At 32.8% G+C, this 12,082-nt stretch carries 15 protein-coding genes; 6 read left to right on the forward strand and 9 right to left on the reverse strand.

Annotated features, from left to right (window positions below; genetic code table 11):
- The first annotated feature begins 27 nt into the window (after positions 1-27).
- The 3 genes from EW028_RS10525 to EW028_RS25635 all read left to right on the forward strand — a co-directional run bounded on the left by EW028_RS10525 (position 28) and on the right by EW028_RS25635 (position 3,037).
- The gene (locus EW028_RS10525) at positions 28-1,095 is read left to right on the forward strand and encodes a glycosyltransferase family 4 protein (RefSeq protein WP_131520833.1); all 1,068 of its coding nucleotides are present in this window, start codon (positions 28-30) and stop codon (positions 1,093-1,095) included.
- Between the two features lie 460 nt (positions 1,096-1,555).
- The gene (locus tag EW028_RS10530) at positions 1,556-2,002 is read left to right on the forward strand and encodes a hypothetical protein (RefSeq protein WP_227744924.1); all 447 of its coding nucleotides are present in this window, start codon (positions 1,556-1,558) and stop codon (positions 2,000-2,002) included.
- A 3-nt stretch (positions 2,003-2,005) separates the two neighbouring features.
- Entirely contained in the window at positions 2,006-3,037 is a 1,032-nt protein-coding gene (locus EW028_RS25635) for a hypothetical protein (RefSeq protein ID WP_227744925.1), read from the forward strand.
- Between the two features lie 204 nt (positions 3,038-3,241).
- Here EW028_RS25635 and EW028_RS26060 read toward each other — a convergent pair whose 3' ends face one another.
- The 8 genes from EW028_RS26060 to EW028_RS10570 all read right to left on the reverse strand — a co-directional run bounded on the left by EW028_RS26060 (position 3,242) and on the right by EW028_RS10570 (position 8,899).
- Entirely contained in the window at positions 3,242-3,304 is a 63-nt protein-coding gene (locus tag EW028_RS26060; RefSeq protein ID WP_131520845.1) for a hypothetical protein, read from the reverse strand.
- A gap of 172 nt (positions 3,305-3,476) precedes the next feature.
- Positions 3,477-3,680 carry a hypothetical protein gene (locus EW028_RS10545; protein WP_131520834.1) on the reverse strand — a complete coding sequence of 68 codons (204 nt, stop codon included), beginning with the start codon at positions 3,678-3,680 and terminating at the stop codon, positions 3,477-3,479.
- Between the two features lie 120 nt (positions 3,681-3,800).
- Positions 3,801-4,544, reverse strand: coding sequence for a LytR/AlgR family response regulator transcription factor (locus EW028_RS10550; RefSeq protein ID WP_131520835.1), 744 nt, complete (start codon positions 4,542-4,544; stop codon positions 3,801-3,803).
- Positions 4,545-4,548: 4 nt separating this feature from the next.
- Positions 4,549-5,670 carry a sensor histidine kinase gene (locus EW028_RS10555; RefSeq protein WP_131520836.1) on the reverse strand — a complete coding sequence of 374 codons (1,122 nt, stop codon included), beginning with the start codon at positions 5,668-5,670 and terminating at the stop codon, positions 4,549-4,551.
- Positions 5,671-5,843: 173 nt separating this feature from the next.
- Positions 5,844-5,990, reverse strand: coding sequence for a hypothetical protein (locus tag EW028_RS25295; protein ID WP_193767357.1), 147 nt, complete (start codon positions 5,988-5,990; stop codon positions 5,844-5,846).
- On the reverse strand, positions 5,987-6,589 hold the full coding sequence (locus tag EW028_RS10560) for an accessory gene regulator ArgB-like protein (protein ID WP_131520837.1): 603 nt from the start codon (positions 6,587-6,589) through the stop codon (positions 5,987-5,989). Before EW028_RS10560 ends, EW028_RS25295 begins: the two co-directional genes overlap by 4 nt.
- Positions 6,590-7,057: 468 nt before the next feature.
- Positions 7,058-8,116: an LCP family protein gene (locus EW028_RS10565; protein WP_004227597.1), complete on the reverse strand. Its 1,059-nt coding sequence runs from the start codon at positions 8,114-8,116 to the stop codon at positions 7,058-7,060.
- Positions 8,117-8,263: 147 nt separating this feature from the next.
- The gene (locus EW028_RS10570; RefSeq protein ID WP_131520838.1) at positions 8,264-8,899 is read right to left on the reverse strand and encodes a YigZ family protein; all 636 of its coding nucleotides are present in this window, start codon (positions 8,897-8,899) and stop codon (positions 8,264-8,266) included.
- A 165-nt stretch (positions 8,900-9,064) separates the two neighbouring features.
- Here EW028_RS10570 and EW028_RS10575 point away from each other — a divergent pair, with 165 nt between their 5' ends.
- The 3 genes from EW028_RS10575 to EW028_RS10585 all read left to right on the forward strand — a co-directional run bounded on the left by EW028_RS10575 (position 9,065) and on the right by EW028_RS10585 (position 11,754).
- Positions 9,065-10,213: a sensor histidine kinase gene (locus tag EW028_RS10575; protein ID WP_131520839.1), complete on the forward strand. Its 1,149-nt coding sequence runs from the start codon at positions 9,065-9,067 to the stop codon at positions 10,211-10,213.
- 35 nt (positions 10,214-10,248) lie between these two features.
- Complete coding sequence (locus EW028_RS10580) at positions 10,249-10,923, forward strand: response regulator transcription factor (RefSeq protein ID WP_131520840.1); 675 nt, start codon at positions 10,249-10,251, stop codon at positions 10,921-10,923.
- Positions 10,924-11,208: 285 nt separating this feature from the next.
- A complete protein-coding gene (locus EW028_RS10585; protein ID WP_004227588.1) occupies positions 11,209-11,754 on the forward strand; it encodes a DUF3225 domain-containing protein in 546 nt (181 codons plus the stop codon).
- An 85-nt stretch (positions 11,755-11,839) separates the two neighbouring features.
- Here EW028_RS10585 and EW028_RS25640 read toward each other — a convergent pair.
- The coding region (locus EW028_RS25640; protein ID WP_227744926.1) for a hypothetical protein at positions 11,840-12,082 on the reverse strand (243 nt) is incomplete at its 5' end.

Here is a 12,082-nt window from a genome sequence, read left to right on the forward strand (position 1 = left end):
TAGATTATTTATTTGAGGAGGAGAGACATGCTTTACGTGTCTTTAATAGCAGCATTTGTTGCATCCATTTTGTTAACTCCATTAGTGAAACGTTTAGCGTTTAGAATAGGTGCAGTCGACGCACCAAACTATCGAAAAGTACATGCTCGAATTATGCCAAGACTTGGTGGTTTAGCCATTTTCCTTGCCTTTATTATTGGCGTGACTATTTTATACTCATTTTTAGTTCATACAAAACATGGTAGTAACGAGGCTTTATTAGCTATCATTATTGGTGCTTGTATAATCGTTATCACGGGTGTTATTGATGATATGCGTGAGATTTCTGCGAAAGCAAAAATGCTTGGTCAACTAGTTGCAGCACTGATTGTTGTTTTTGTAGGCGGTATTGAAATTGAAATGGTTAATCTACCGTTCTTAGGTACATTAGACTTTGGGTTACTGAGTATTCCATTAACGATTATCTGGATCATCGGTATTACAAATGCCATTAATTTAATTGATGGCTTAGATGGTTTAGCGGCAGGTGTTTCTACGATTGCGCTGATAACAATAGCTGTCATGGCGTTTATTTTGAGCAATGTGTTTGTTTTAGCGTTAGCAGCCATTTTAGCTGTAGCTTCACTTGGTTTCTTATTTTATAATTTCCACCCTGCCAAAATTTTCATGGGTGATACAGGAGCATTGTTCCTTGGATTTATGATTTCCGTGTTAGCGTTACTTGGTTTCAAAAATATTACATTCGTAGCTTTAATCATCCCAATTATTATTCTTGGTGTTCCGATTTCTGATACATTCTTTGCGATTGTTCGTCGTGTTCGCATGAAGAAGAAATGGTCTGACCCAGATAAATCCCATTTACACCATCGATTACTCGATATGGGCTTTACACATCGACAAACAGTTCTAATTATTTACGGAATTGCAGTAATGTTTGGATTAGCAGCTATCATTTTCTCTATGGCAAAGGTTTGGGGAGCTATATTACTTGTAGCGGTCATCCTAACAGCTATTGAAATCTTTGTAGAGGTCATCGGATTGGCTGGTAAAAACTATAAACCATTATTAAATTTTGTACGGATATTTAGTAAATAAAATATAAGCAATCATACAATTTGTATGATTGCTTTTTTGTATTTATAAATAGCGTGGATATAAGGATTTTATCAAATTGAAAACCCTGAACTATATATGAAATGTTCATTTATCGTTTCGTTAGAGTTAGAGATTCTTATTAATATTGCTTAGTTAATGTTATTTATCCATATTCAATAATAGACAAGTTACTAAATTAAAACCAGTTAATAATAAGTACAAAAATACTTATATATGTTTAAAACTAGTAATATGATAATTTCAAATTTCTTTAAAGTGTTTTTCATTCATAATGAATGCGGATAGGATTAAAAAAATCGCAGTTAAGAGAAGAACACCCTTTTTTTTCTATAAATGTTAAAATATTTGTAGTTCTATAATGTTATAGGATGAATGAAAAAATGAAATTGAGAGAAAAGAAAGGAAGATTAGAATGAAGAAAAAAAGTATTTTACGTAGCATGGCAGCTAGCATGGCAGTTGCGGGAATGATGTTTGCTAGTATTCCAGCTTTGGCTGCTGAATCGCCAGAATCGCCAGAATTGCCAAAGTCAATTACTATTGATGGCAAAGAGTATGTCATGGATGAGACAGCAGGTGGTGGAAGCGATACGGCAACACATGACAATAGTATGAGTAAGGTTCAAACTTTTGCTTCTTATAAACTTTTGGGTAGTGACGTTGGGTTATACATTAATCAAAATAACCATGGTGGTGATCATTATGCGTATGGCTGGGTAAGAACAACAGCGCCAACTTTCACAGCTCGAGCTGAAATTTGGTCCAATGGGAAGGTTAACACTACAGGTCCAAATAAGTTAAATTCAGGTGATATCGCCTATGCATTTTCTAATCAAGCTATAGGTCTGGTTCCAAATGCGACACCTCGTATTTTCTACGCTTGGTAATAAATGGTAAATTTATTGTTACGCTTAGTAAAACCTATTTATTTCATTATAGGAATGATGCTACTTGTTATGTTGATAGCATGTAGCAAAACAGATGAAGTTAGTGTATCAGATATACAACAAACTCAGACCGAAACAGTTGTACCGGAAGAATCCCAAACTATGACACTTGAACCTCCGACATTTGAAGATTACAAGGATTACATAAATTATATCTCTGGCATACCTGCATTTGAACCGTACTATAAAACCGTTTTTGCTTTTGAAGAGGTTTCCGGTGGTATAACAAATGTTCCAATTGATGAGGTAAAGGCTATGTATGAGGAAATGAAATCAACTTTTGATTATATTCATGTGGCCGAATATCCCTTAATTTATAGGGGGTATTATGGACGCAATAAAAGTTTTGTGGATGGATATGATCAGAATCAAACTTCTAATGCTGAGATGGTGACTTCAAACCTAATTAATGTTGTGAAGCAAGATAGGGAAGGCAATGAAATTTTAACGACACCACTAAAGACGGTTTTATTAAGTGAAAGCATTTTCGATCGCTTCGATGACAGTATTGATGAGGGAAGAAACCTTCGGACGTCTGATTTTACGCTTACGGCACCGAGTGAGCCAATTAGTGTTGTATTGGGAAGTGCATATAAGGATATTTATGAACTCGGCGATACGTTTTCCTTGGAAATGATTTCTGAAGTAATGAATTTTCAAGTCGTTGGTTTTTATAAGGCAGGCGTTGGTTTTTCAAATGATGTTGGGGCATTCCATCATGTGAATTTTGATCATACTATAGTTATGCCACATTTTATACCAGAGTACGAACCTGTTGGTGAAGCAGCTGTATTTCAACATGCATTCCACCTCGGTGAATTGCTATCAGGTTATATTCGAATTCCAGAATCAATTGATAAAATTAATGATGTTACCTATGATCATACAGTTGATTTAATGGAAGAGATAGCGGAGAGGAATAATCTCTCTGGTCACTATAAAATTGCAAATTGGCCGGTGGGATTTGTTTGGTAAGACAGAAAAAATGGCTATATCAGTATTAAAAAATTATTTGTAACTGGACTGAAAAAAACGAAGGTTAATGGTATAACTGTATTTGTTATAGCTAGTTCCGAATCAAATTCATTTTTATGTAACCCATAAAAAACTGCGAATAAATTTGGGACTAATCCCTTTATATAAGACAGGATGAACCGGCAACTGGTTGTTTAATTTCGTTTATATTCGAATATAGTTATAATAATTTATATAATCTTTGACGTTTTGTTCTACGATGGCTATTGTAGTACGCTTTCAATTTTCTAAGTAGAACGTTTCAGACATTAATGCAGAAATGAAACGATTTGATTGAGGCATTATCAGCCGGTGTACCTTTACAGGACATGCTGATAATGCCTTTCCCTTTTAGGCTTATTGGTAACGATAGATGTGTATACCGAGCATTAATACTAGGCTACGTACAACCTTCAGGCAAATGATTTAGTTGGGTTAATGTATGCAACACGAAAATCGTATCATGGTGCTCACCAATTGAATAAGCGTTAATCTCACCATTATATAAATCTTGAATACTTGAAAGGTCCGTTGTCGCAAAGTCACGATTGAATAAATTCATGGCGATATAGTAGGGTTGTCTTGTTTGTTTATGTTTTTTCACTTTCTCATAAAAAAGCACCTCCTAATTGAAGTTTAAGTTTTTAATCCCAAATTCAATCCAAGATGCTTTTTTATTTGTATTATTTTATTGGGATCAGTCCCGTTACTATTTAAAGGTTTTTTATAGGACGCGTATATGAGTATTTCTTTTTATGTTTTTTGAATACCTATATGAAACTAAACATTCATGTCCATTATTCATTAGTAGAGATCCACTTTTAGGAGTAAATTCTTTTACATATTCAATATTAATTAAATAGCTATTATGACATCTACAGAATCTACTATCAAGTTTTTCCAATTCCTTTAATTTACCATAGAATTCATAAATTCCGTTTTTTGTATGTAATTTTATTTTATGGGCTACTGAAGCTGTTTCGAAATAATAAATATCTTCAAACTTAATATTTTTAATGCTATCACCAATCTTGATTTGTATGATGTTAGCAGTTTGGGTTTTACCTAAACTTAGGTACCGTTTATAAGCAGTATCTAGAGCTTCAGTAATATTTTTAGATAGAATAGCCTTATCTATTGATTTAACAATATAATCCATAGCAGCTATTTTATATTTAAAGGTCAGTTTTAGTTTATTGGCAAATGCAGTAATAAAAATAATATTAGCAAGTGGATTTTTTTCTCTAATTAATCTAGCTAACTCTAAACCATTCATATCACCTTCTAACTCGATGTCTAAGAAGTAACAATCTCCTTGAGTATGACTAGTATAATTAACAACATCTTCTGCGTTGGAAGCTATTAAGGCAATTTCAATACTAGGTAAATGAAAACTTGCATACGTTTTTATCTCATTTTGAATAAATTGACGCTGAGAATAGTCGTCTTCACAAATGATAACTCTCATTAAATCACTTCCTATTTGTTAATTCGAGTTCCTGAATAAATCTATTATTTTCTAATCTTGTATTTAAAAAAAGGTTCGGATACCCTTTTTTTATATCTAAAACATTTTTTAAACCGTAGCCCCGATTACCACCTTTTGTGGAAAAGCCTTCTTGAAAAATTTTACTATTATCAACTTCTCCATTGAAGGAGTTTTCAAGGACAAATATACAACTATTTGGTGTTTGTAAAAATACGATATTAATTTCTGGTTCATTGGATTTTTCACTAGCTTCTATTGCATTATCAATTAAAATACCTAAAATTCTAGAAAAATCTATTATATCCATTGAAATATCTTTGATTTTATCCGGAATTTCAATCTGGACATTGATATCCTTTTCTGTCGATAAAATAAGTTTTGTCGTTAGTAGCCCTTTTAGCTCAATGATTTCTAAATTGCTAAAGTCTTTCATCATCAAGTTTTTTTTAAATGTTTCTTTTTCCACTTTTATAATTTTATGATTAAAGTAATTTTTTAGTTGTTCCATATCTTCGTTTGCAATATAACTAGATATCGTTGTTAGAATGTTTAAATAATCATGTCTAAACATTTGCATATCACTATTAACTTTTTCTAAAGATTTCATGTAATCGTTGAATTGGGAATGTTTTATTTTTTGGTATTTTAATCGGCTTTTTTCTTTATTATTTTTAATTAGAAACATTGATACTACGAAAATGATAATTAAATAACTTAATTGAATAATTAAATTAATTTTGGTTAATTGCTGTTCTTCAAATGTACTAGGTACAAAAATATTTAAGTAAAGGACAATAATAGTTATACAAGATAATAAGGAAAGGAATACCTTCGAAATAGTTGCTAGAGATGTATATTGATTATTTGTATAAAATTTATGTACAAAAAATTGTAATAGATAAAACAGAATTAGATAAAAGCAAATGAAAATTAATAATTGCAAGTAGTCATTATTTATAGCACTTGTACCTGATATAATTTGGGCTAAATGGTCTGATACCATCCCAATAAATATAATTTCAGTAAAGTCTAAACAAATTTTAAAAAAGCTAGAATTGAGTAATAAAGCAATGAAACTTGTACAAAAAAACACGATTATAGCCATCCAGGGTACAAGAAATACGTAGGTTATCACAGTCAATATACAAATACTTACACTAATTAAAAATGTAATTCTGCTAGGTTTTAATTTTTGCAAATAGAAAAGTGATATTCCAATAGTAAGAAACTCCAATAAAATTGTAAAAACAAGCTTTTCTTCGATTGGTCTTCCTCCTACTATTTGTTAAATTCATGTTGATTTCGTAAAGACTCAGGAACATCTAACTCATTAAATAAAAAAGTACAGCCAAGGACTGTTGCTGAACTTGCAAATAAAATTACCAGACCTGATATTTTATTAAGAATTGTTTTTTTTATTTTCATTTTAGTTTACCTCCTGCTAGTTTTTGAAAAAGAACGAATACTGCTATTAAAGTAACGCCAAATGAAATAAAGTTCGTAATGACATTATTATAGAGTACAAAAATTATTGCCCAAATAATTAATAAACGAATAAGTAACTTCTTTCTTAAAAAAGTTTTATGGCGCTGATTATATACAGGCCTTTTCTTAGTTTCGGCCGGAGCAAATATAGCTAGAATTAGCGATGAGATTGCAGCTACTATTGTCATATATTCTTGAAAATAATTCATATTCTTGATGATGTAAACGCTAATTGGTAAAGTTGTGATACTTGCAATTAAGCAAACGAGATTATTTTGAAAGTGAAATCCAAAACAAACTTGCCTTAAGAAATAAAAGACTAAATGTGCTACCAAAGTTGCTAAGAAACAATCTAACAGCATAGCGATTATATATACGATAATAAATTTCCAAAAATCATTCAGTATCATCCTGACACCGAATAAAATTTTCTCCCGTTCAACTTCAAAATGACTTTCTTGAATAAGTATATTTGTAATTCGTTTCTCTAAACTAGAAAAAATACATGCAGCCCCCTTTATAAATAACAAATAATTCAAATTATGACAATTTTTATATTACTAAATAAACTTCTAACAATCAATCTTATTTATAGTAATAAGTGGTAAAACTTTATAATGTTATTTAGTATAGTTTCACAATACGTTTGAAGAGTAGAGCTCTCTTATGGTTATTAGACAAGACAGAACAGTAAGGTTAATTTTAAGATTGGAAAATTAGCGGATAGTGAATATCACTAAACTTTCTTGTAGATGATAAGAAATTATAAATTATTTTGTTTGTTTAATAATGTATCCACTTAGCTGTTGGGCTTTGATCAGCAGTTAATTATGGGGCTATAAAAACTGTCAAGAGGTGAGTATAAGAGGCAAATAGACGGATAGCACTATCTTGATGATGAAATAAGCGTTCTTAGAGTGACTGTTGTTAATACATTGGAGTAGTGTCTAATAAGAGTTCATATAAAAAAGCCTTTCCATGAATTAAAATGGAAAGGCTTTTTAGATTTATTGAGGTTGCTCATTCGTCGAAGATTCTTCGCTTATGGCATTTCTTTCAGTACGGTTACTAGTAAGACTTGATGAAGATTCATTTAATCCAAGATGATTTTTTAATGTTTCTTTCACTTCATTAACAGATTCTTGATTTAATTGATAATAATATATCCCAGTTGATGTATCATTAGTACCATCTAATGTTAAAGTATCGATTCGTGGTACACCCTCTGATAAATAGGACAAGAAAGATTTCATTTCAGTAAATGTCATATTAGTCTTCATGTTATCACCAAGTGCCTTAATAACATCATCGTATTTTGTTATTGTCTTAACAGAGGCAACTTTTTTGATAATAGCTGAAAGAATCTCTTGTTGACGTTTACCGCGCTCAATATCATTATCTTGTTTACGTGTTCTTGCAAGTGCAAGTGCTTGGCTACCGTTTAACTGTTGTAAACCTGGTTGTAGGTTGATTGTATACTTGTCGAATTCATCTAATTCATGTAAAGCATAAGGTACTTCAGCTTCAATACCGCCTAATGCATCAACTACATCAATAAAAGCATTGAAATTCATACGTACATAATAGTCAATTGGAATATCTAATAATTTTTCAACAGTATCAATTGATGCCAGTGTGCCACCATATGCATGAGCATGGGTAATTTTATCTTTATAGCCTACTTCAGGAATATAAACGTATGAATCACGGGGTATGCTTAGCATTTTAATAGTTTGTGTTTTATTATTTAATGTAGCTAAAACGAGTGCATCGGAACGTGAATGGTCCGAACCCTGTCCTCGATTATCACTATCATCAACCCCGACAAATAAAATGGATACATTATCATGTACTGGCTCTACTTTTTCTTCGCGAAGTGTAGAAACTTCTCGGCCTTCTAATTCTTCATGTGCAGAATCGGCAGCATGCTCTACCTGTTTAGTCAGGTAAACAGCATAAGCCGTTACACAAATTACCAAGCTGGCAACTAATAGAAGTGTAACTTTTATAATTAATGAAGCTTTAGAAGACCTCTTTTTAGTCGGACTAACAGATCTTTTTTTCATAATAGATATATTCTCCTCTAATTATTGGGAATAATAATGCGATAAAGCTAACTTTTATTCAATTTTAACTAAGTAATTGTGTGGACAATAAAATAGCTTAACAAAAAAATTATACTATGCATATTTAGTTTCGACAATTAAAACTATTTAATTGACAATAAATTCTACAAATTGAGCATCTTCGAAAGTGATGGAAGCTTGTCCATTAGTCATTTCTGTTATCCAACTTCGGAACTGTTCCTCGTCCTCTTTTAGCACAGAAACAATGATTTCAACACCCTCCAAATAACGTATTTCCTCTAAAGAATATGATGAACTTCTTATTTCATTTTCGACTTTTCCTAGCCATGTATAATCAATAGCTACTTTCATGAAATGATGCAATTTACGTTCAACTATCTGTGCAGCAATTAATCCCTCTGTAGTTGCTTTTCCATAAGCACGAATAAGGCCACCACCGCCGAGCTTAATGCCTCCAAAATAGCGGGTCACAACAACGACCGTATCTTTTAACCCTTGTTTTTTTAAGACCTCTAACATAGGGACGCCAGCAGTACCACTAGGTTCCCCATCATCATTTGCCTTTTGAATATGATCATGCTCTCCAATAATATATGCGGAGCAGTTGTGTGTTGCATTATGATGCAATTTTTTTATACCATCTATAAAAGAAATTGCATCCTCTTCCGTTTCTGCACGTTCTATATAAGTGAGAAAGCGAGATTTGGAAATGACAATTTCGCTTTCACCATATCCTTTTACTGTTAAATAGTTTTCTCTCATTCGTATCAATCTCCTTTTAACTAGAGTTCTATTCTATAATTTTCATGAAGAAAAAGCATTAAATTTTAGCATGGTAATGCTATAATAGGTGTAGACTATGGAATATGTGATTTTAGTCTATTAAATTAGTAAGTAATCATAAGACATTAGACTGGGGAGTATACTATGTTTTCAAATGATACCTTCGATTTAAAGTCGCTTGATGACATTTTTAATCGAATGTTAGATACAATCATGAGCTCAAAGGATGATATCTTTATTATAAGTGAACAAAGCCGCAGAAGCTTTGAAGATATGCAAAAAGAGCTGGAAATTGTTCGAAAACAAATATCAATCGTAATTGATGATGGCGATGCATTGGAAAAAAGTACGCAGCTTGCTAAGCAACGACTTGTGCTAGTGAGTAAAGCTTTTGATAATTATACCGAAGAACAAGTTAGAGAAGCCTATGAAACTGCACATGATTTTCAAGTAAAGCTCTCCGTTATTAGAACACAAGAAAAACAGCTACGGGATAAAAGAGATGATCTAGAGAGAAGATTAAGAGGATTACTCGATACAATTGAACGTGCTGATCATATTGTTAATCAGGTAAATGTCGTTTTGAATTACTTAACTTCAGATTTAAGAAATGTTGGTTTAGCCCTTGAACAAGCAAAAATGAAGCAGGATTTTGGGATACGTATTATTGCAGCTCAAGAGGAAGAGCGTAAGCGTTTATCGAGAGAGATTCACGATGGACCTGCTCAAATGCTTGCAAATGTCCTTATGCGCACTGATTTAATAGATAGAACGTATCGTGAAAAAGGTATTGAAAAGGCTTTGGCTGAAATTGCCGATTTAAAGAAAACGGTACGTAATGCTTTATCTGAAGTGCGACGTATTATTTATGATCTACGACCAATGGCACTTGATGATTTGGGAATTATTCCGACATTAAAGAAGTATTTATCGACAGTGACTGAATATAATCCAGGTGTTGAAATTCATTTCCAATCGAGAAGTACAGAAAAACGTATACCTTCAAATTATGAAGTATCCATTTTCCGATTAGTACAAGAATGTGTAACCAATGCCATGAAGCATGGAAAGTGTAAAGACATTTGGGTAAAGCTTGAATGGTTAAAAGATGCCGTCAACATTGTTGTAAAAGATGATGGCATAGGCTTTGACCCACAAGTAGTAAAAGATCATTCCTTTGGGATTTTAGGAATGAAAGAACGTATTGAAATTTTAAATGGTACAATCACCATTACGAGTGAAATCAATCGAGGGACAACGGTGTTATTTAAAATACCGTTTGAAGTAGAATGATGTAACTGTCGCAGAAATCTAGGGGGTAAAGACAAATGACAAAGATTATTATTGTAGACGATCACCAGCTATTCCGCGAAGGAGTAAAACGCATTTTAGATTTTGAAGATACGTTTGATGTAGTAGCAGAAGGTGATGATGGTACAGATGTGGTTACGTTATATGCTGAAAATGAACCAGATGTTGTACTTATGGATATTAACATGCCAGGTAAAAATGGAGTGGAAGCAACGTCAGAGTTAATTACTGAATTTCCAGATGCAAAAGTGATTATGTTGTCTATACATGACGATGAAACATATGTTACGCATGCATTAAAATCAGGTGCTCTTGGTTATATGTTAAAAGAGATGGATGCAGATGAAATCGTTGAGGCGATTAAAGTTGTTGCCAACGGCGGTTCTTATTTACATCCAAAAGTAACGAAAAACCTAGTAGCAGAATTTAAGCGACTTTCAGAACATGAAAATAAAGGAAACTTCCATCAAACTGAAATTCGTCGTCCATTCCATTTGCTAACTAAGCGTGAATGTGAAGTATTACAATTATTAACAGATGGTCAATCCAACCGTACAATCGGTGAGACACTGTTTATCTCTGAGAAAACGGTTAAAAACCACGTATCAAGTATTCTACAAAAAATGAATGTGAATGACCGTACACAAGCAGTTGTAACAGCCATTAAAAATGGTTGGGTTGAAGTACGCTAATTGCTAAAACTGTTTTTAAAAGCTACTTTTTATTGAAGTAGTTTTTAAAACAGTTTTTTATTGTTTTTTGGTAATAATTTGTATTGGGCTAACTTGATGAAGAATAGGTCATTCACAATTTTGTAACATTACTATTCATTAGTATTAATATGATAACTAGCAATTCGTGCAACATTTTACAGCCTAATGCGTCATAAGGAAGATGTAGCACCTAAATGTTGAAAATGCACAACAAAATTCCTACGAAAGCATTTATATGCTACAATATGCGCGGGAGGTTTTTTGATGTTAAAGAAAAGTTTTCTAGCAGTTCTAATCTTATTAGTATTGACTGCCTGTGGTAATAAAGATGAGAAGATGAGTGATGAAGAACGAGATAAAGTAATAGAGGATGGTACAGTTGGCTTTGAAATGATGGGTGGAAACGTAGAAAAGGCTGATAATGTACCAGCGGAAGATGAAAAGGCGATTTTAGCATCTTTTGATGAGTATATTGCTGCATTAAATGCTGAAGAAATTGATCGTTATATGAATACAATCTCGAAAAACCCAAAAGGTTTTAAATACGATGAAGAAAAAACATATGCATCAGAAGTATTTGATCAATTTGATATTAAGCGTGAAGTAGAAAATGTAACAATTGCAAAGTATGAATCAGAAGAGGCGCAAGTTTTTGCCAACATGAAAATGCACTCACTTCAGCTTGAGACAAATGTCGAACATGAAAGTGCAGGACGTCAGGTAACAGTCTTTGTGAAAGAGGACAATGATTGGAAAGTGACGAGTGTCTTTTATATTGGCGATGACTCACAGTCAAGTACAGGAAATTAACAGAAGCTATCTTCATTCAACATAACAATTGAGTGAAGATATGCCTATTATACATAGACAATGAATGTGAAATGAAAGCTGCTTACTAGCACAACTCAAGAAGGGCGAGAACGGGAATCCGGCGTTCGTCATTCATTTCACATTCATTTCTTTTTGTTTTCCGTAATTTATGCAAAAGCGCCAGCAACAACAGGTTTTGTCTGTGCGAAAGCAAAGCGCCAGCAACAACAAGATTTTGTCTGTGCGAAAGCAAAGCGCCAGCAACAACAGGTTTTGTCTGTGCGAAAGCAAAGCGCCAGCAACAACAAGATTTTGTCTGTGCGAAAGC

The sequence above is a fragment of the Lysinibacillus sp. OL1 genome, from assembly GCF_004332175.1.
GTDB lineage: Bacteria > Bacillota > Bacilli > Bacillales_A > Planococcaceae > Lysinibacillus > Lysinibacillus capsici.

Coding starts and splice junctions, on each gene's coding strand:
- EW028_RS10565 (WP_004227597.1), bottom strand. CDS start 8,116: ATGAAAAAAAGATCTGTTAGTCCGACTAAAAAGAGGTCTTCTAAAGCT.
- EW028_RS10550 (WP_131520835.1), bottom strand. CDS start 4,544: ATGAGAGTTATCATTTGTGAAGACGACTATTCTCAGCGTCAATTTATT.
- EW028_RS10580 (WP_131520840.1), top strand. CDS start 10,249: ATGACAAAGATTATTATTGTAGACGATCACCAGCTATTCCGCGAAGGA.
- EW028_RS10555 (WP_131520836.1), bottom strand. CDS start 5,670: ATGGCTATAATCGTGTTTTTTTGTACAAGTTTCATTGCTTTATTACTC.
- EW028_RS10575 (WP_131520839.1), top strand. CDS start 9,065: ATGTTTTCAAATGATACCTTCGATTTAAAGTCGCTTGATGACATTTTT.
- EW028_RS10525 (WP_131520833.1), top strand. CDS start 28: ATGCTTTACGTGTCTTTAATAGCAGCATTTGTTGCATCCATTTTGTTA.
- EW028_RS25295 (WP_193767357.1), bottom strand. CDS start 5,990: ATGAAAATAAAAAAAACAATTCTTAATAAAATATCAGGTCTGGTAATT.
- EW028_RS10570 (WP_131520838.1), bottom strand. CDS start 8,899: ATGAGAGAAAACTATTTAACAGTAAAAGGATATGGTGAAAGCGAAATT.
- EW028_RS25635 (WP_227744925.1), top strand. CDS start 2,006: ATGGTAAATTTATTGTTACGCTTAGTAAAACCTATTTATTTCATTATA.
- EW028_RS10585 (WP_004227588.1), top strand. CDS start 11,209: ATGTTAAAGAAAAGTTTTCTAGCAGTTCTAATCTTATTAGTATTGACT.
- EW028_RS10530 (WP_227744924.1), top strand. CDS start 1,556: ATGGCAGCTAGCATGGCAGTTGCGGGAATGATGTTTGCTAGTATTCCA.